Genomic DNA, 18,609 nt, shown 5'->3' with positions numbered 1-18,609 from the left:
AAATGAACGTTTGACAGTCTGGGCGGGCATCGCCCAGACTGTCAAACATGTCTTTGGGAGATGAGGATCCGACCGTCAAGCTGCGGGCGCTGGCCCACCCACTGCGGCTGCGCATCCTCTCGCTGCTGACCGGTTCGGCGATGACCGCGGCCGACGTGGCGCGGGAGCTGGACCTGACCCACGCCAACGCCAGCTATCATCTGCGGCATCTGTTGGCCGCCGGCCAGATCGAGGTCGCCGGCGAGGAGAAGATCCGCGGCGGCGTGGCCAAGCGCTACCGGCACCTGCCTGAGGCCGGCTTCGAGTCGCCGAAGCCGAAGATTCCCGAGGGCGCCGAGCGGACGGCCGACCACCTGCTCATCTACGAGGCCCTCGCCTCCGAGCTCCGCCGCCGGTCCCGCTCGCTGATGCGGGCGCAGGGCAACCACCTCACCGATGCCGAGCTCTGGGTCGACCCTGCCGTCTGGGCCGAGGTCGAGGAGCAGATCACCAACGCCAGCCGCGCCCTGCACCTCGCCGCCGTCGCACCCCGTACCCCCGGCGCGATCCGGGTCAACGCCACGATCGCACTGTTCAGAATGGAGCCTGACGCGAAATGAGCACGGTCACCCCCGCCGCTGCGCCCGCGACCGAAGAACCGCCCCGCCCCGGCATGCTGGCGCCGTTGCGGCACAGCGCTTTCCGCTACCTGATCGCCGGCCGCACCACCACCATGCTGGGCAACGCGGTGGCGCCGATCGCGCTCGCCTTCGCCGTGCTCGACCTCACCGGCTCGGCCCGTGACCTGGGCCTGGTGGTCGGTGTCCGATCGCTGTTCAACGTCATCTTCGTGCTGTTCGGCGGCGTGATCGCCGACCGGCTGCCCCGCCACCTGGTGATGGTCGGTGCGTCCGTGCTGGCCGGCGCGACCCAGGCGGCCGTCGCCGTCACCGTGCTCACCGGCACGGCGTCGATCCCGCTGCTGCTGGCCCTTTCGGCGGTCAACGGCGTCGCCGCCGCGATCGCGTTCCCGGCCATCTCGGCGATCCTGCCGCAGACCGTGCCGGCGGCCGTGCTCCAGCAGGCCAACGCCATCAACCGGCTGGCCTGGAACAGCGCGATGATCGCCGGCGCTTCGCTGGGTGGCCTGCTGGTCGCGTTCGCCGGGCCGGGCTGGGGCCTCGCCGTCGACGCCGGCACGTTCCTGGTCGCGGGCCTGCTGTTCGCGCTGGTCCGCGTGGCCAAGGTCGAAAAGGCGGCGAGCCGGACCGGCATCTTCGCCGACATGCGCCTCGGCTGGACGGCCTTCAAGAGCCGCACCTGGCTGTGGACGGTGGTCGCCGGCTTCTGCGTGATCAACGCCGCGCTGACCGGCTCGATCAGCGTGCTCGGCCCCGTCGTCGCCGACGACAGCTTCGGGCGGGCCACCTGGGGTCTGATCCTGGCCGTGGAGACCGCCGGCATGATCGTCGGCGCCCTCGTCGCGATGCGGGTCCGGACCGGCCGACTGCTCTTCTACGGCGTGCTCTGGTGCCTCGGCGACGTGCTGCTGGTGCTGGCGCTGGGCCTCACGTCGACGGTGCTCGTCCTGCTGCTGGCCGGGTTCGCGGTCGGTTTCGCGCTCGAGCAGTTCACGGTCGCGTGGGACACCACCATGCAGGAACACGTGCCCAGCGACCTGCTGGCCCGGGTCTACTCGTACGACATGCTCGGTTCGATCCTCGCGGTGCCGATCGGCCAGGTCCTGGCGGGTCCGATCGCCGAGCACTTCGGGGTGCGAAACACCCTGCACGGCGCCGCCGCCCTGATCGGCCTGGCCACCCTGGCCATGCTGCTCAGCCGCGACGTCCGTCACCTACGCCACGCGATCTAGGCCTGAGAGAATGGCCGGGTGACCCAGGTACCGAACGTTCTCGCTGCCCGATACGCCTCTCCCGAGCTCGTCGCGCTCTGGTCGCCGACCGAGAAGGTGAAGCTGGAGCGACGGCTGTGGATCGCGGTGCTGGAGGCACAGCGTGACCTCGGCATCGACGTGCCGGACGGCGCGGTCGAGGCCTACCGGGCCGTGCTCGACGACGTCGACCTACACTCGATCGCCGAGCGCGAGCGGGTCACCCGGCACGACGTGAAGGCCCGGATCGAGGAGTTCGCCGCCCTGGCCGGGCACGAGCAGATCCACAAGGGGATGACCTCGCGGGACCTGACCGAAAACGTGGAGCAGCTCCAGATCCGGTCTTCGCTGGAGCTGATCCGCGACCGGGTCGTCGCGACGTTGGCCCGGCTGGCCCGCCTCGCCGTCGAGCACGAGAACCTGGTGATGGCGGGCCGTTCGCACAACGTCGCGGCGCAGGCGACCACGCTGGGCAAGCGGTTCGCGTCGGCCGGCGAGGAGCTGCTGATCGCCTACCAGCGGCTCGACGACCTGATCACCCGCTACCCGCTGCGCGGCATCAAGGGCCCGGTCGGCACGGCCGCCGACCAGCTCGACCTCTTCGACGGCGACGCGACCAAGGTCGCCGAGCTCGAGCGCCGGGTCGCCGCCCACCTGGGCTTCTCGTCGGTGCTGAACAGCGTCGGGCAGGTCTACCCGCGCTCGCTGGACCTCGACGTGGTCACCGCGCTGGCCCAGGTGGTCGCCGCGCCGAGCAGCCTGGCCACCACGATCCGGCTGATGGTCGGCCAGGAGCTGGCCACCGAGGGCTTCAAGCCCGGCCAGGTCGGCTCCAGCGCGATGCCGCACAAGATGAACACGCGTTCCAGCGAGCGGGTCAACGGGCTCGCGGTGGTGGTGCGCGGCTACGTGTCGATGATCGGCGAGCTGGCCGGCGACCAGTGGAACGAGGGTGACGTGTCCGACTCGGTGGTCCGCCGGGTCGCCCTGCCCGACGCCTTCTTCGCCACCGACGGCCTCTTCCAGACGTTCCTGACCGTGCTCGACGAGTTCGGCGCCTATCCCGCGGTGGTGGCCCGCGAGCTCGACCGCTTCCTGCCGTTCCTGGCCACGACCAAGATCCTGGTCGCAGCGGTACGCCGGGGCGTGGGCCGCGAGACGGCACACGAGGTGATCAAGGAGAACGCGGTCGCCGTGGCGCTGGAGATGCGCGAGAAGGGCGCTGGCGACAACGACCTGTTCGACCGGCTGGCCGCCGACGGCCGGCTGGGGCTGAGCCGGGGCGAGATCGACGCGCTGGTCGCCGACCGGGCGGCCTTCGTCGGCGCCGCCGGCGCCCAGGTGGCGGCCGTGGCCGACAAGATCGCCGAGGTCGTGCGCGCACACCCGGCCGCCGCGGCCTACTCGCCTCGCCCGATCCTCTAGGACGAGAAAGACGTGGCGCCTCCCGGGGCAGGGGAGGCGCCACGCCTTGTGGGAGAGCGTTGCTCAGACGCCAGCGGTGGAGGTGATCCACGCCCGGTTGTAGGCGACGCTGCCGTAGTTCTGGATGTTGACGCCGTCGGCCGTCGACGCGACGCCGACCTGCGCGCCGTTGTAGAACTGCGGGCCGCCGGAGTCGCCGCGCCACGCGTTGCCGTTGATCCGGGTGCTGCGGATCGCCCGGCCGCCGTACGCGTCGGTCACGTTGGTGCTGGTCACCCGCACGGAAGCGGTCTTGAGCACGGTGGAGGCGCTGCAGCCGCTGTAGCAGGTCATGCCCCACCCGTAGATCGTGTTGGTCGAGTTGACCGGCGGGTAGGCGCTCGACAGGGTCACGTAGCTGGTGCTCACCGAGCTGCTGAGCCGCATCAGGGCCAGGTCGCTGCGGGTGTAGGTGGCGCTGACGGTGCGGGTGACGCCGCCTGAGCCGCGATTGACGCTGCCGACGCGGACCGACATCGAGCCGCTGATGCAGTGCCGGGCGGTGAGCACCCAGGTCGGCGCGATGATCGTGCCGGAGCAGGTGAACGAGCCACCGCTGAACACGGCGGCTGCCCACGGCGCCGAGGCGACCGTGCTGCCACCGATGATCTGTGCCGGGTCGGTCGGGCCGACGGGTACGGCGCCGGCCGCACTGGGTGCGAGGAAGACGCCGGTCAGGCCGATGGCGAGCGCGGCCAGGGTCAGGCGTGTGCGCATCTGGGCTCCTATCCGAGGGGGTGGATCGGACTACCGAGACGCTAGTTAAGCATCGATACATTCACAATCATCAAATCCAGGTCATACGACCGGCGTTGCGGGCCTGCCCGTGTGGCCGAAATCCCATCCGTCTCCTCAACGGCAGGTGGCTCGCGTTGATGGTGGTCGCAATGAGGACATGAGTGCCACGTGAGTGCTCGTACTCACGTGTAATGCCTGTCCACGACGCCTGTCCGAGGGCTGGGCGGGTGCCGGTCAGCGTCTATCTACCGGGTACTCTTGGCGCGCTTACCGTGTACAAAAGTCAGGAGTGCCAAGTGGCTCGCGTCGTCGTCGACGTCATGCTCAAGCCGGAGATCCTCGATCCTCAGGGCCAAGCGGTCGCGAACGCGCTGCCACGGCTCGGCATCAGCGACGTCAGCTCTGTGCGCATCGGCCGGCGCATCGAAATCGAGTTCGCCGGTGCGGCCGACCCGGAGCGCGTCCGCGAGATCGCTGACAAGCTGCTCGCCAACCCCGTGATCGAAGACTTCACGATCCAGGAGGTCGCCGAGCCGGCGGCCGAGGCCGAGGCCGTCCCCGCGGGTGACCCGGCATGAGTGCCCGCGTCGGGGTGGTGACGTTCCCCGGTTCGCTCGACGACGGTGACGCCGCCCGCGCGGTCCGGGTCGCCGGTGGCGAGGCGGTCCGCCTCTGGCACGGCGACAGCGACCTGCACGGAGTCGACGCGGTGGTGCTGCCCGGCGGCTTCTCCTACGGCGACTACCTGCGCACCGGCGCGATCGCCCGGTTCGCGCCGGTGATGGAGTCGATCATCGATGGTGCCCGCGGCGGGCTCCCGGTGCTCGGCATCTGCAACGGCTTCCAGATCCTCTGCGAGGCGCACCTGTTGCCCGGTGCCCTCACCCGCAACAGCCACCTCCACTTCCGCAACCGCGACCAGTGGCTGCGGATCACCGCGACGAACACCGCGTGGACCAACTCGTTCGAGTCCGACCAGGACGTGCTCGTCCCGCTCAAGAGCGGTGAGGGGCGCTACGTCGCCGACCAGGCGACCCTCGACGAGCTCGCCGCCAACGGCCGGATCGTGGCGACGTACCAGCGCGGCAACCCGAACGGCTCCGAGCGCGACATCGCCGGAGTGACCAACGAGGCCGGCAACGTCGTCGGTCTCATGCCCCACCCCGAGCACGCGATCGAGGCACTGACCGGTCCGTCGCTCGACGGGTTGGGCTTCTTCACCTCGATTCTCAAGCACCTGGCGGGGGCCTCGGCATGACAACTCAGCCCGACACGGCGTCGAGCGAGGCGGGCGAGATGTCGCTGCCGGCGCAGGTCTCGTACGACAACCTGGACGGTCCCGACACCGTCGAGCGGGCCAACGCCACGGGGGACGAGCTCCAGCCGTTCGCCGAGCTCGGGCTCCGCGACGACGAGTACGAGCGGATCCGCGGCATCCTCGACCGCCGGCCGACCCAGTCCGAGCTGGCGATGTACTCGATCATGTGGAGCGAGCACTGCTCGTACAAGTCGAGCAAGGTCCACCTGCGGCAGTTCAGCGAGAAGGCGCCGCCGAACGACCGCATGCTCGCCGGCATCGGTGAGAACGCCGGCGTCATCCAGATCACCGACGAGCTCGCCGTGACGTTCAAGGTCGAGTCGCACAACCACCCGAGCTTCGTCGAGCCGTACCAGGGCGCCGCGACCGGCGTGGGTGGCATCGTCCGCGACATCCTCGCGATGGGCGCCCGGCCGATCGCCGTGATGGACCCGCTGCGGTTCGGTGCGGCCGACCACGAGGACACCGCCCGCGTGCTGCCCGGCGTGGTCGCCGGCATCGGCGGCTACGGCAACTCGCTGGGCTTGCCCAACGTCGGCGGCGAGGTCGTCTTCGACCCGACCTATCAGGGCAACCCGCTGGTCAACGCGCTCTGCCTGGGCGTGCTGCCGGTCGACCGGCTGCAGAAGAAAGACGCCGCCGGCCCCGGCAACATCGTCGTGCTGATGGGTGCCAAGACCGGGCGCGACGGCATCGGCGGCGTGTCCGTGCTGGCCAGCGCGACCTTCGACGACGGCAGCGCGGCCAACCGCCCGGCGGTGCAGGTCGGTGACCCGTTCACCGAGAAGCTGCTGATCGAGGCCTGCCTCGAGCTCTACGACGCCAACCTGGTCGTCGGCATCCAGGACCTCGGCGGCGCCGGCCTGACCTGCGCGCTCACCGAGACCGCCGCTTCGGCCGGCACCGGCATGCGGGTCTGGCTGGAGCGGGTGCCGCTGCGCGAGCAGTCGATGGACCCGCACGAGATCCTCGCCAGCGAGTCGCAGGAGCGGATGCTGCTGATCGTCAAGCCCGAGCAGCTCGACGAGGTGCTCGGGGTCGCCGAGAAGTGGGGCGTGCTCGCCACCGCGATCGGTGAGGTCACCCCGTCCGAGGTCAGCGGCCTGCCCGGCCGGCTCCGGATCACCTGGCGCGACCACCTGGTCGTCGACGTGCCGCCGGCCTCGCTGGTCGACGACGGCCCCGTCTACGCCCGGCCGATGCGCGAGCCCGCCGACCTGATCCTGCTCCAGGCCGACCGGGCCGAGACGCTGCCCCGGCCGGCGAACCCGGACGATCTCAAGGCGACCCTGCTGCGGATGATCGCTTCGCCGAACCTCTGCGACAAGTCGTGGGTCACCGAGCAGTTCGACCGGTACGTGCTCGGCAACACCGTGCTCGCCCAGCCCGAAGACGCCGGCGTGATCCGGATCGACGAGGAGAGCGGGCTCGGCGTCGCGCTGTCGGTCGACGGCAACGGCCGCTACACCCGGCTCGACCCGTACAACGGCGCCAAGCTGGCCCTGGCCGAGAGCTACCGCAACGTCGCCGTCAGCGGCGCGAAGCCGGTCGCGGTCACCAACTGCCTCAACTTCGGCTCGCCCGAGGACCCGGCCGTCATGTGGCAGTTCGCCGAGGCCGTCCGCGGCCTGGCCGACGGCTGCCTCGAGCTGGGCATCCCGGTGACCGGCGGCAACGTCAGCTTCTACAACCAGACCGGCGCCGCGGCGATCCACCCGACGCCGGTGGTCGGCGTGCTCGGTGTGATCGACAACGTCGCCGACCGCGTGCCGATCGGGTTCGCCCAGCCGGCCACCGGCGACGGCGACCTGATCTTCCTGCTCGGCGAGACGGCCAACGAGCTGTCCGGCTCTGAGTGGGCGTGGGTGACCCACGAGCACCTCGGTGGCGTGCCGCCGAAGGTCGACCTGGCCAAGGAGAAGGCGCTGGCCGAGGTGCTGGCCGAGGCGTCCCGGGTCGGTCACCTGAGCGCGGCGCACGACGTCTCCGACGGCGGGCTCGCCCAGGCGCTCGTCGAGGCCTGCCTGCGCAACGGTGTCGGCGCCCGGATCGCGCTGCCGGAGGACTTCTCGGCGGGCTCGATGCCGTTCGTCTACCTCTTCAGCGAGTCTGCCGGCCGGGCCGTGGTGTCCGTGCCGCGTGGGCACGAGAAGGCGTTCACCGGGCTGTGCGCCGAGCGGGGCGTCCCGTGGAGCCCGATCGGCGTGACCGACGGCAACAACGGCGCGCTCGACATCCGGGGCCAGTTCTCGGTGCCGCTCGACGAGCTGCGCGAGGCGCACACGTCGACCATGCCGAAGCTGTTCGGCTGATACAGCAAGCAAAAGAGGGGGCCGCGAAAGCGGCCCCCTCTTTTATGTCGGTTCTTAGTCGTCGAGCCAGCCCAGTTCGCGCCGGTCGCCGCCGCGGCCACCTTCGCCGCCGCGACCGCCGTGGCGGGCACCGCGACCGTCGTTGCCCTCGTAGTAGTCGCCCTGGTCGCCGTAGCCACCGTTGGGGCCACCGTAGTTGCCGCCGCCGCGCTGCTCCGGCACCCGGTCGTAGCCCGGGGGAGGACCGGCTTCGTAGCCGCCGCGGTCGTAGCCGTTGTTGCCGCCGGCCGGGTAGTTGCGGGTCTCGTCGTAGCCGCCCGAAGGCGCGCCGCCGTAGCCGCCACCGGCCTCGTAGCCGCCGCCCCGGCCCTGGTCGTAGCCGCCGCGCTGGCCGCCACCGCCATAGCCGTTGCCGCCCTGGTCGTAGCCGTTGGGCTCGGCACCGTAGCCGCGCTCGTCGCCGTAACCGCCGTTCGCGCCGCCGTAGCCACCGCCGGCCGGCTGCTGGCCGTAGCCACCGCCGCCCTGCTGGCCGTAGTCGTCGCCACCGGAGGTCGGCTGGTAGCGGCCGGTCGGCTCGTCGAAGCGCTCGCCGTAGCCACCGCCCGCGCCACCGGCCTGCGGGTAACCGCCGCCCGGTGCCGCGCCGTAGCCGCCGCCCGAGGACGGCGCGCCGCCGTAGCCGGCGCCCGAGCCCGGCGCGTCGCCGTAGCCGCCGGCACCGTAGCCGCCGCCCGAGCCCGGCGCGTTGCCGAACTGCGTGGGCTGTGCGGCGCCGTACATCTGCGTGGCCTGGTCATAGCCGCCGGCCTGCGTGGCGTGGCCGCCGTAGCCGTTGTTGCCGCCGCCCCAGCCGGGCTGTTGCTGGCCGCCGTAGCTCGGCCCCTGCGGCGGCATGGGCGCGCCGTAGGGGTCCGGGAACTCGTCGACCGGTGCGCGGGTGTGCAGCATCGTCGGTGCGTCGGCGAGGGCTCCGCCGCCTGGTCCGCCGATCCGGGTCGCGTCGTTGCCGCCCCGGTAGCCGCCCGCGGCCGCCGGCACCGCCGGGCGTACGCCGGTGGTCGAGGTCTGGTCGTCGGGGTCGTCCCCGCCTTCCTTGCGGCGCAGCATCACCCAGACGATGCCGCCGACGCCGAACGCCACCAGCAGACCGCCACCGAGCACGACCAGCCAGTTGCCGAAACCGCCACCATCTTCGGAGTTGCTGGCGTTGTCGACGGCGCCAGCGGTGTCGGTCGACTCGGGATCCTCGGTGACCTCGTCGTCGAGCGGCTGCTCGGTCGGGATCGAGCTCGGGTTGGCGGTGGCCTCGACCGCGAGCTGCAGCGTGATCGTCACGCCCGACGCGGTGCCACCGGCGTTCACGTTGATGACCTTGGTGTTCCGCTTGTCGTCCTTGGAAGCACCGATGGTGATCCGGCCCGGGGCGATCGGCTTCTGCTCGGTGCCCTCGAACCGGTAGTTGCCCTTGTCGTCGGCGAAGTCCTCGTGGAGCTTGCCGGCACCGTCGCTCAGCGCGACGTACGCGTTGTTGACGGGCTTGCCGTCGGCCTGGTTGGTGACCTTGCCGCTGATGGACTTGACCGTCTCCACCGCCGGCGGCTGCTGCGCCTGGTTTCCACGGACCGACATCGGGCGAGAGCCGGTGGCCTTCTCACCGTTGATCGTGATTTCCGCGTTGACCTGGCCGGACCGGGTCTGGCCGTCAGGAACGTTACCCGCGCGGACCTGCGCTTCGAACTGTCCGAAAGCGCCCGGCGCGATGTCTTCGACGTCGCCGTCACAGCGGTCGCAGCTCAGCTCGCTGAAACTGCTGGTGACCTTGACGGAGGCCGTGACCGTGTCGGTGCTCGCGTTACGGAAACGAACGCGTACGGTCGCGGTCTGTCCGGGCGATAGCGTCGCGTTGCCAACGCTGACCGACACATTCTCCGGTGCCGCCTGCGCGGGGTTGGGAAATATTGTGACCAGTGCGCCAGCAATCAGCGCCACGACCACACCGGCCCGCAAACGCCAGGCTCGTCGTGGTGTTGTCACGTCCACCGCCTTCCGGTCTCACCCCCGAACGAGTACACCGTCGGTCACTATGCCCTGTCCGACGGGATCAGCGCGACCCAGGGGCCGAAGGAACTGGAACGTGAAGAGGTCGTATCGTCCCGTCATGTCCCCTGCGCACATTAAGTCACCCGCGGTGGCGGCCGTCCTCGCTGCCCTCGACGCCGGGGGAAGCCCCGAGTTGGTCACTCTCCGTGATGCCGTGCGTGCGCTGCTGACCGACCTCGCCAAGCGGGTTCCCGGCCGCTCGGTCGAGGTGCGGGTCCCACCATACGGCGCCGTGCAATGCGTTCCCGGACCACGACATACCCGTGGTACCCCCTCTAATGTGGTCGAAATGGACGGGGTGACCTGGGTGTTGGTCGCCACTGGCCGACTCCCGTGGGCGGAGGCCGTCGCGGCGGGAAAGATCAAGGCCTCCGGAAGCCGGGCCGATCTCTCCCCATATCTCCCCGAGCCGCCAGAATCCGGGTCGCCCGAACGGGTCGGCTGACGGTCAGCACCGCCAAGGTGGCCGACGGTGACCGGCGCGAACTCGCGTACACTGGCCCGAGCAAGACGTGCCAGGAAGTTGAGCAGTTCAGCAGCGAGGAGCGGTAGGTGCCCCGAGGCGACGGCCGATTGAGCCAGGACCTCGACCCCCAACGGCCCGGCCCGCAAGATGCTTGCGGTGTCTTCGGTGTCTGGGGGCCGGGTGAAGAGGTCGCGAAGCTGACCTACTTCGGGCTCTACGCCCTGCAGCACCGTGGCCAGGAAGCGGCCGGCATCGCGGTCAGCGACGGCTCCGGCGTGGTGGTCTACAAGGATCTCGGCCTCGTGGCCCAGGTCTTCGACGAGCCCACCCTGGCCAGCCTGCGCGGCCATCTCGCCATCGGCCACACGCGTTACTCCACCACCGGTGGTTCCACCTGGGAAAACGCGCAGCCGACGATCCGCGCCACCAGCGCCGGCACGACCATCGCCCTGGCGCACAACGGCAACCTGGTCAACACGGCCGACCTGGCTCGTGAGGTCTCCGAGCGGGGGCTGTCAACCGACCCGGCCACCACCTCCGACACCGCCCTGGTCACGGCGCTGCTCGCCGGCCGGCCCGACATGTCCGTCGAGGCCGCCGCGCTCGAGGTGCTGCCGACCCTGCAGGGCGCGTTCAGCTTCGTGTTCATGGACGAGACCACCCTCTACGCCGCCCGCGACGCCTACGGGGTGCGCCCGCTGGTGCTCGGCCGGATGGAGCGCGGCTGGGTGGTGGCCAGCGAGACCGCGGCCCTCGACATCGTCGGCGCCAGCGTCGTCCGTGAGATCGAGCCCGGCGAGCTGATCGCGATCGACGAAGACGGCCTGCGCTCCTTCCGGTTCGCCGTGCCGGAGCCCAAGGGCTGCCTCTTCGAATACGTCTACATCGCGCGCCCCGACACCACGATCGCCGGGCGCAACGTGCACGCCGCCCGGGTGCAGATCGGCCGCCAGTTGGCCAAGGAGCACCCGGTCGAGGCCGACATGGTGATCCCGGTGCCCGAGTCGGGCACGCCGGCCGCGATCGGCTACGCGGCCGAGTCCGGCATCACCTACGGCTCAGGTCTGGTGAAGAACGCGTACGTCGGGCGCACCTTCATCCAGCCGTCGCAGACCCTGCGGCAGCTCGGCATCCGGCTCAAGCTCAACCCGCTGCGGGAGAACATCCGCGGCAAGCGGATCGTCGTCGTCGACGACTCGATCGTGCGCGGCAACACCCAGCGGGCGATCATCCGCATGCTCCGTGAGGCCGGAGCGCTCGAGGTGCACGTGCGCATCTCGTCGCCGCCGGTCAACTGGCCGTGTTTCTACGGCATCGACTTCGCCACCCGCGCGGAGCTGCTGGCCAACGGCCTCGACAACGAAGGCATCCGGCGTTCCATCGGTGCCGACTCGTTGGGATACGTATCACTCGGCGGTCTGGTGGCCGCGACCGAGCAGCCGAAGACGCGCTTGTGCCGCGCGTGTTTCGACGGGGAATACCCCATCCCGCTGCCGGCCGGCAACCTGATCGGCAAGCACGTGCTCGAAGGCGTCGCGCGTCGGGTCGACGCCGAAGCCGAGCAGCGCAGCGATGGCGGAGCCGACCGTGGCAAGCCGGGCGACCTTCCGTTGGTCGTCCAGCGGATGGCGGCCAGCTCCAACGGCGGCGGCACGCACCATTCCTAGCCGGCGTCTCCAGCGAGACACCGCGCGTCAGGCGTTAAGGGAGAAATCGTGACGCACGTTACTGAGCGGGGCGGCGGCCCGGCCAACAACTCGGGCACCGAAGGTCTACAGCCGTGGACAGCCGGATCCGGACGGACCAGTCGCAAGCGCACAGTTACGTACGCCGACGCCGGCGTCTCGATCCACGCCGGCGAGCGCGCCGTCGAGCTCCTCAAGAGCAAGGTGGCCAAGGCCCAGCGCCCCGAGGTGCTCGGTGACCTCGGCGGCTTCGCGGGCCTGTTCCGGCTCGACACCAAGCGCTACAAGAACCCGATCCTGGCCTCGTCGACCGACGGTGTCGGCACCAAGCTGGTGATCGCGCAGCAGCTCGACATCCACGACACGGTCGGCATCGACCTGGTCGCGATGGTCGTCGACGACCTGGTCGCCTGCGGCGCCGAGCCGCTGTTCCTGCTCGACTACATCGCCTGCGGCGAGGTCGTCCCCGACAAGGTCGCCGAGATCGGCGCCGGCATCTCCGACGGCTGCCGCTACGCCGGCTGCGCCCTGCTCGGCGGCGAGACGGCCGAGCACCCCGGCGTGCTGCGCCCTGATGAATACGACCTGTCCGCGACCGGCGTCGGCGTCGTCGAGGAGAGCGAGATCCTCGGCCGCGAGCGGGTCGAGGTCGGTGACGTCGTCATCGCGATGCGCTCCTCCGGCCTGCACTCCAACGGCTACTCGCTGGTGCGGCACGTGCTGCTCGGCGCCGGCCGGATGCGGCTCGACACGGTGGTCGACGACTTCGGCAAGCAGCGCACCCTCGGCGAGGAGCTGCTCACGCCGACCAAGATCTACGCACGCGACTGCCTCAAGCTGATCTCCGAGGCCGAGGTGCGGGCGCTGGCCCACGTCACCGGCGGTGGCATCCCCGGCAACCTGGTGCGGGTGCTGCCCGAGCACGTCGACGCGGTGGTCAACCGGTCCACCTGGAAGCCGCAGCCCATCTTCGACCTGGTCCAGTCCAAGGGCCGGATCGAAGACCCGGAGATGGAGTCGACCTTCAACATGGGCGTCGGCATGTTCGCCATCGTCTCGCCCGAGGACGCCGACCGGGCGCTGGCGTTCCTCGCCGGCCGCGGCATCGACGCCTGGCAGGCCGGCGAGATCATCGAGGGCACGGGGACCGTTCAGATGATCGGCCAGCACACGCGCGGCTGACCCCGCGCCTGAACCTAGGTGATCGTTCGCCCACCTGATTGGGTCTTACCCGATTGGCCAGCGCCGCCTAACCTAAAGTCCTGCCTCGACACCTCGACGGGGAGAGGAGGGCGGGTGGTTGTCCAGCGGGCCCAGTTCACCGGGATGCGCGGCATCGCCCCCGTGCCTTCCTACGTGGTCATGCAGCCCACGACGCTGTGCAACCTTGACTGCGCCTACTGCTATCTCCCGTTTCGGTCCGCCGACCGGAAGATGGCGGTCGGGGTAGCCGCCGCCGTCGCCGGGCCGGTCAACCGTTGGGCCCGCGAGGGCCGCTTCTCGGTCGTCTGGCACGGCGGCGAGCCGCTGGCCGTCGGCCGGGAGCACCTGGCCGCGCTGCTCGCGCCGTTCGACGCCGGCGTCGAACACCACGTGCAGACCAACGCGACGTTGATCGACGACGCGTGGTGCGAGTTCTTCGCCGAGCACGAGATGCGGGTCAGCGTCAGCGTCGACGGCCCGCGCGAGCGCAACGGCGACCGGGTGACCCGGGGCGGGCGCCCGGCGTACGACCGGATCGTGCGCGGCATCGAGACGCTGCGCGCGCACGGCATCGGCTACTCCGCCCTGTGCGTGGTCTCCGACCCCGCGCCGGGCCGAGCGACCGAGCTCTACGACTACTTCCTCGACCTCGGGTGCGACGTGCTCGGCATCAACATCGAGGAGACCGAGGGCACCAACACCCGGGGCAACGCCCATCCCGCCGGGCAGGTCGTCGACTTCTGGGCGGAGCTGGTGACGGCCTGGCGGCGGGATCCGCGGATCCACGTCCGCGAGATCGAGTGGTCGCTGCGTTACACCGAGGCGGTGCTCGCCGGCTTGGCCGACAGCGTGCTGCCCCGGCAGCTCGACCCGATACCCACCGTGGCGTACGACGGCTCGGTGGTGCTGCTGTCCCCGGAGCTGGCCGGTTTCGACGATCCCCGGCACGGTGACTTCAGCAGCGGCAACGTCCTCGCGACACCCCTTACCGAGATCATCGCTGAAGCGGCACGTCGCACGCCCTGGGTCGCCGAGTTCCTCGACGGCGTGGAGGCGTGCCGGGCGAGCTGCCCGTACTTCGGCTTCTGCGGCGGTGCCCACGCGGCCAACCGCTACTTCGAACACGGCCGGTTCGACACGACCGAGACCGACCACTGCCGCAACAGCAAGATCCGCCTACTGGAAGGGGTGTTGCAGCATGCCCGAGACCACCAGCCTTCGGCCGTCTGACCAGCTCGAAGGCGAGCGAGCCGCCGGAGGCGACGCCGACGACCTCACGGAGCGGGTCGCCGGTGCCCGGGCAGGGCTGAGCGCACTGTTGTCCGAGGCGGAACAGGCACGCCGGGCCCGCGCCGAGGCGGCCGATCCGGCCGGCGGTGCGGTGTGCGCCTGGAACCACTTCGAGAACATCCCGACGTTCTACAACTGGAACAACCGCCCCCGCTGAGACACCGAGCGGCCCGCTGACCCCTTGGACACGGGCGAGCACGCGGTGTGACCCGCGTGCTCGTTGGTGACCTGGGGGTCAGCGGGAGTGCGACGACCAGTTGTTGGAAGCGTCGTCTACTGCGTTGTCGTCCTCGTCTTCGTCGTCGACTTGGCTGTTGCCAAAGTCGTCGTCGAAGTCGTGGTCCGACTTGCCGCTGCCGCCGAGTTCTCGCTGCAACGCGGCGAGGTCGGTGTTCGGGGAGTGATACTTCAACTCCCGGGCCACCTTCGTCTGCTTGGCCTTAGCACGGCCGCGCCCCATGGCTCGACCCCCTCGCACAGAATTCGGGGCAGCACGAAGGCGGGCCCCGATGACGTCAGGCATCTCTCGTGGCTCTTACGGTACATGGGGATGGCCAGGTTCGACACCTCGGGTTGCCCCGTGCGGCCGGCGCGTCGATCACGTTTTTGATCAGCGCGTCGCCGGACGGCCGTATCGCCCACCGACGGGCGGTCGGCGACACGGCCGGTAAGGGGCGCTCTGGTCAGCGCAGGTGGATGGTCCGCAGCCGGCCGATCTCGGCCATCCTGCGCTCTGCCAGGCGATCCGCGGCCACCGCCGGCGGCACGCCCTCGGCCTCGGCGAGCTGGAGGATTTCGCGCGTGGTGTCGTAAATCCGCGTCGCGCGAAGTTTCGCCCGCTCGAAGTTGAAGCCCTCGATCTCGTCTGCGACCTGGATCACACCGCCCGCGTTGACCACGTAGTCGGGGGTGTAGAGGATCCCGCGGTCGGCGAGCTGCTTCTCGATGCCGGGGTGGGCGAGCTGGTTGTTCGCCGCTCCGGTGACGATCTTGGCGCGCAGGGCGGGGACGGTGTCGTCGTCCAGGGCACCGCCGAGCGCGCAGGGCGCGTACACGTCGATGTCGGCGGAGACCATCGCGGACGCGTCGGTGACCAGGTCCACCTGGGGGTAGGTGGCCCGGACCCACTCGAGCGCGCGCTCGCTGACGTCTGTGGCGACGACGCTGGCGCCGTCCTCGATCAGGTGGGCGGTGAGGTGCTTGCCGACCTTGCCCAGCCCGGCCACGCCGACCCGGCGCCCGGCCAGGGTCGGGTTGCCCCAGATGTGCTCGGCCGCGGCCCGCATGCCCTGGAAGACACCCCAGGCGGTGAGCACGGACGAGTCACCGGCACCGCCGTGCTCGACGCTGCGGCCGGTGACGAAGCTGGTCTCCCGGGCCACCACGTCCATGTCGGCCACGTAGGTGCCGACGTCGCAGGCGGTGTAGTAGCGGCCGCCGAGCGACTGGACGAACCGCCCGTACGCCCGCAGCAGGCTCTCGCTCTTGTCCTTGTCGGGGTCGCCCCAGATGACCGCCTTGCCGCCGCCCAGGTCCAGACCCGCCAGGGCGTTCTTGTACGCCATGCCGCGGGAGAGCTCCAGCACGTCGCGCAGGGCGTCGGCCTCACTGGCGTACGGGTAGAAGCGCGTGCCGCCGAGCGCGGGGCCCAGCGCGGTCGAGTAGATGCCGATGATCGCCTTCAGGCCGCTCTGTTTGTCCTGGCAGAAGACGACCTGCTCGTGGCCGGTGGAGTCCGATTCTTCCGTGCTGGCGAATACGCCCATCGCTGCTCCTGGGTTCGACGTGCGTCCTCGTGGGGCGCACGCATGCTGGGTCAGACCGGCGGGGTGGTGCAGGTCTCTGCGACGACGATATTCCCGTTGGCAACCCGGTGCGGACGCGCGTCACCTGTCGTTACGGAGCGGGACCGATTCGTGGGAGGATCGCGCCGTGCCGTCGCTGTTCGCTTCCTACCTGCGCGTCTACGAGCCACTGACCGCATTCGATCGCGAACGTCAGGTCTTCTGGCGCCGCTATGTGCGGGAGGGTCGGGCCGTCGCGCCGCAGGAGGGCCCGGTCCGCCAGCGCACCGCCGTGATCGAGGGTCTGGGTGCCGGCTGGACGCGGCTGCCCGACCTGCCCGAAGAGGCCTACGTGCTGGAGGCCGACGACACCCTGCTGGTCTGCCCCTGGAACCTGCGGCTGCGGGTCGCCGAGGCGGCGCTCAGCGCCCGCGACGGGGTGCCCTCGGTGATCGCCGACGCGTTCGTGCCGCCGGTGCTGGCCGGCCAGGCCCGCGCGGTGGTCGACGACTGGCGCAGCGGGGCCCGGGTGCTGGAGCACGGCGTGCCCCGCGTGCACGAGCAGATCGCCACCTGGGGCGTGCCGCTGCGCTGGTTCGTCTTCGTCGACCTGGGCGAGCGCGACCTCGTGCTGCGCGAAGGCCGCCGGTCACTGCGCTACCGCACCGAGATCTCCAAGGCGCGCCGCCGGGCCTCCCGGGCGCTGTCCGTTCTGCGCAAGTCGGTGGGCGACGCGCCGATCACCGAGGCGGTCGAGGAGGGCGCCCGGTGGCTCGAGGAGTTCCACCCGCGTTCGGTGGTCGAGCTCGACTACGGCGGGCTCGTGGATCTGCTCTCGGACACCATCCTCGAGGAGGACGACTCGCCGGGTCTGGTCGCTGCCGGACTGGCCGCTTTGTCCCGTGGTGATGCTGATGGGGCCACAGAGGTCTATGAGAACTTGGTCACTCGTTGGCGCGCGATCCAGCTCCTCGAACGGTGTAATTAGGGTGCAAATAGGTGGGCTTGAATGAGGTAACCTCGTGTTTCTCTGAACACGAAGGGTGACGTAGAGTCCAAATAAGGCGGTTTCTGGCATATAAAATCGCCATAAATCGGTCATTGCTCATCCGTCCATCCAGGGACGTTCGGCCGTTCGGCCCATGTCGGACATCGGGGACTAGCCGGACCATGAGAGACGCGTCGGCCGGCGGGACCCCGGCCGATGTCTATAGGTACCTGTGGAGGAGTGACCGATGGCATCGCGTACGCACGAACCCGAGCCGCTACTCACGCCGGCAGAGGTCGCGTCGATGTTCCGTGTCGACCCGAAGACGGTGACCCGGTGGGCGAAGGCCGGAAAGCTCAGCGCGATTCGCACGCTGGGCGGCCACCGCCGCTACCGTGAATCCGAGGTTCGCGCCCTGCTGCAGGGGCAAATTCCCCAGCAGCGCCAGGGCGACTGACCAACCCCCCGGTCGAACGTTCGTCGGACAGGGGCGGGAGCCACACGTCAACCGTGTGGGTCCCGCCCCTGATGCGTGTCTAGAGTTCGGCTGGTGCAGCAGCAACAACCCCTTGTCGGTGACGCGTTCGGCGAGCTCATCCGTGACGCGCTCGCCGTGGCCACCGGGGTCGGACCTCGGCCGCTGGCCGGTGGACGGCTTCCCCGACCCGTCATCGAGATCATCGAGCGTGACGACGGCCTGATCAACGGCGCGCCCGCGGCCCCCTATCTCGAGCCGCCGGAAGCGTGGCCGGATCACGACCATCGAGCGCTTTCGCGGGTACGCGGACGCGTGCTCGACATCGGCGTGGGCGGCGGCCGGATCGCCCTCGAACTGCAGCGCCGGGGTGTCGAGGTGACCGGGCTGGACGTCTCGGCCGGTGCCGTCGAGGTCAGCCGCCGGCGCGGGGTGCGTGACCTGGTGCTGGGCACGGTCGCCGAGCACGCCGCTACCGCCGGGCCGACGTACGACACCTTCCTGCTCCTCGGCAACAACCTGGGCCTGATCGGCGGCGCGGACCAGGCGCCGGGCTTCCTCGCCGCCCTGGCTGCGCTGGCCCGGCCGGGCGCCCAGTTGATCGCGCACGGCACCGACCCGTACGGCACCACCGACCCGGTGCACACGGCCTACCACCGGCTCAACCGGTCGCGGGGCCGGCTGGGCGGGCAGCTGCGGCTGCGGGTGCGCTACCGGGAGCTGGCCACCGACTGGTTCGACTACCTGGTCTGCTCGGTGGACGAGCTGCGCGGGCTGATCGCTGGCACACCGTGGCGCCTTGCGGACATCGACAATGTCGACGCCCCTTACTACCTGGCGACGCTGGAGCTGGCCGCCACCGGGTAAAGGCGAACAAACCTCGGAAATCCGACTTGCCCGTCGGTAGCGTGCC

The 18,609-nt window shown here is 70.4% G+C and carries 17 protein-coding genes and 1 pseudogene; 14 read left to right on the top strand and 4 right to left on the bottom strand.

The window, feature by feature from the left end; genetic code table 11:
- Positions 1-47: 47 nt before the first annotated feature.
- From CHC05_RS17275 to purB, 3 genes are read left to right on the top strand one after another with little or no spacing between them, the layout of a single operon-like run.
- The gene (locus CHC05_RS17275; RefSeq protein ID WP_089249951.1) at positions 48-599 is read left to right on the top strand and encodes an ArsR/SmtB family transcription factor; all 552 of its coding nucleotides are present in this window, start codon (positions 48-50) and stop codon (positions 597-599) included.
- On the top strand, positions 596-1,852 hold the full coding sequence (locus tag CHC05_RS17270) for an MFS transporter (RefSeq protein WP_245870948.1): 1,257 nt from the start codon (positions 596-598) through the stop codon (positions 1,850-1,852). Before CHC05_RS17275 ends, CHC05_RS17270 begins: the two co-directional genes overlap by 4 nt.
- Before the next feature lie 18 nt (positions 1,853-1,870).
- Positions 1,871-3,295, top strand: coding sequence for an adenylosuccinate lyase (purB, locus tag CHC05_RS17265; RefSeq protein WP_089249950.1), 1,425 nt, complete (start codon positions 1,871-1,873; stop codon positions 3,293-3,295).
- Between the two features lie 63 nt (positions 3,296-3,358).
- Here the strand turns inward: purB and CHC05_RS17260 are convergent, their stop codons facing one another.
- A complete protein-coding gene (locus CHC05_RS17260) occupies positions 3,359-4,051 on the bottom strand; it encodes a S1 family peptidase (RefSeq protein WP_089249948.1) in 693 nt (230 codons plus the stop codon).
- 317 nt (positions 4,052-4,368) lie between these two features.
- On the opposite strand from CHC05_RS17260, the gene purS reads away from it, so the two are divergent.
- The 3 genes and pseudogenes from purS to purL form a co-directional block, all read left to right on the top strand.
- Entirely contained in the window at positions 4,369-4,650 is a 282-nt protein-coding gene (gene purS, locus CHC05_RS17255; RefSeq protein ID WP_089249946.1) for a phosphoribosylformylglycinamidine synthase subunit PurS, read from the top strand.
- Positions 4,647-5,330 carry a phosphoribosylformylglycinamidine synthase subunit PurQ gene (purQ, locus tag CHC05_RS17250; protein ID WP_089249944.1) on the top strand — a complete coding sequence of 228 codons (684 nt, stop codon included), beginning with the start codon at positions 4,647-4,649 and terminating at the stop codon, positions 5,328-5,330. Before purS ends, purQ begins: the two co-directional genes overlap by 4 nt.
- Positions 5,331-5,368: 38 nt before the next feature.
- A pseudogene (gene purL, locus CHC05_RS17245) lies at positions 5,369-7,699 on the top strand (phosphoribosylformylglycinamidine synthase subunit PurL); the annotation flags it as partial.
- A 57-nt stretch (positions 7,700-7,756) separates the two neighbouring features.
- On the opposite strand, the gene CHC05_RS17240 reads toward purL, so the two are convergent.
- Positions 7,757-9,694: a carboxypeptidase regulatory-like domain-containing protein gene (locus CHC05_RS17240; RefSeq protein ID WP_179266230.1), complete on the bottom strand. Its 1,938-nt coding sequence runs from the start codon at positions 9,692-9,694 to the stop codon at positions 7,757-7,759.
- Between the two features lie 169 nt (positions 9,695-9,863).
- Between CHC05_RS17240 and CHC05_RS17235 the strand changes: the two genes are divergently transcribed.
- The 5 genes from CHC05_RS17235 to amcA all read left to right on the top strand — a co-directional run bounded on the left by CHC05_RS17235 (position 9,864) and on the right by amcA (position 14,606).
- Entirely contained in the window at positions 9,864-10,250 is a 387-nt protein-coding gene (locus CHC05_RS17235) for a sterol carrier family protein (RefSeq protein ID WP_089249938.1), read from the top strand.
- 107 nt (positions 10,251-10,357) lie between these two features.
- A complete protein-coding gene (purF, locus tag CHC05_RS17230) occupies positions 10,358-11,938 on the top strand; it encodes an amidophosphoribosyltransferase (protein WP_245870946.1) in 1,581 nt (526 codons plus the stop codon).
- 48 nt (positions 11,939-11,986) lie between these two features.
- Positions 11,987-13,138, top strand: coding sequence for a phosphoribosylformylglycinamidine cyclo-ligase (gene purM, locus CHC05_RS17225; RefSeq protein WP_089249936.1), 1,152 nt, complete (start codon positions 11,987-11,989; stop codon positions 13,136-13,138).
- 144 nt (positions 13,139-13,282) lie between these two features.
- Entirely contained in the window at positions 13,283-14,389 is a 1,107-nt protein-coding gene (amcB, locus tag CHC05_RS17220) for a cyclophane-forming radical SAM peptide maturase AmcB (RefSeq protein WP_089249934.1), read from the top strand.
- Complete coding sequence (gene amcA, locus CHC05_RS17215) at positions 14,358-14,606, top strand: multiple cyclophane-containing RiPP AmcA (RefSeq protein ID WP_089249932.1); 249 nt, start codon at positions 14,358-14,360, stop codon at positions 14,604-14,606. The genes amcB and amcA overlap by 32 nt, the downstream gene beginning before the upstream one ends.
- 78 nt (positions 14,607-14,684) lie before the next feature.
- On the opposite strand, the gene CHC05_RS17210 is transcribed toward amcA, so the two are convergent.
- The gene (locus CHC05_RS17210; RefSeq protein WP_089249930.1) at positions 14,685-14,909 is read right to left on the bottom strand and encodes a DUF3073 domain-containing protein; all 225 of its coding nucleotides are present in this window, start codon (positions 14,907-14,909) and stop codon (positions 14,685-14,687) included.
- Positions 14,910-15,132: 223 nt separating this feature from the next.
- On the bottom strand, positions 15,133-16,215 hold the full coding sequence (locus CHC05_RS17205; protein ID WP_089249928.1) for a Glu/Leu/Phe/Val family dehydrogenase: 1,083 nt from the start codon (positions 16,213-16,215) through the stop codon (positions 15,133-15,135).
- Between the two features lie 166 nt (positions 16,216-16,381).
- On the opposite strand from CHC05_RS17205, the gene CHC05_RS17200 reads away from it, so the two are divergent.
- The 3 genes from CHC05_RS17200 (at position 16,382) to CHC05_RS17190 (ending at position 18,563) form a co-directional block, all read left to right on the top strand.
- Positions 16,382-17,221 carry a DUF8083 family protein gene (locus CHC05_RS17200; protein WP_089249926.1) on the top strand — a complete coding sequence of 280 codons (840 nt, stop codon included), beginning with the start codon at positions 16,382-16,384 and terminating at the stop codon, positions 17,219-17,221.
- Positions 17,222-17,468: 247 nt separating this feature from the next.
- Complete coding sequence (locus CHC05_RS17195; RefSeq protein ID WP_007073996.1) at positions 17,469-17,678, top strand: BldC family transcriptional regulator; 210 nt, start codon at positions 17,469-17,471, stop codon at positions 17,676-17,678.
- Positions 17,679-17,771: 93 nt separating this feature from the next.
- Positions 17,772-18,563: a class I SAM-dependent methyltransferase gene (locus CHC05_RS17190; RefSeq protein WP_089249924.1), complete on the top strand. Its 792-nt coding sequence runs from the start codon at positions 17,772-17,774 to the stop codon at positions 18,561-18,563.
- Positions 18,564-18,609 lie beyond the last annotated feature (46 nt).

The sequence above is a fragment of the Asanoa hainanensis genome, assembly GCF_900188485.1.
Lineage (GTDB): Bacteria > Actinomycetota > Actinomycetes > Mycobacteriales > Micromonosporaceae > Asanoa > Asanoa hainanensis.
This window is presented reverse-complemented; position numbering and strand designations above follow the sequence as displayed.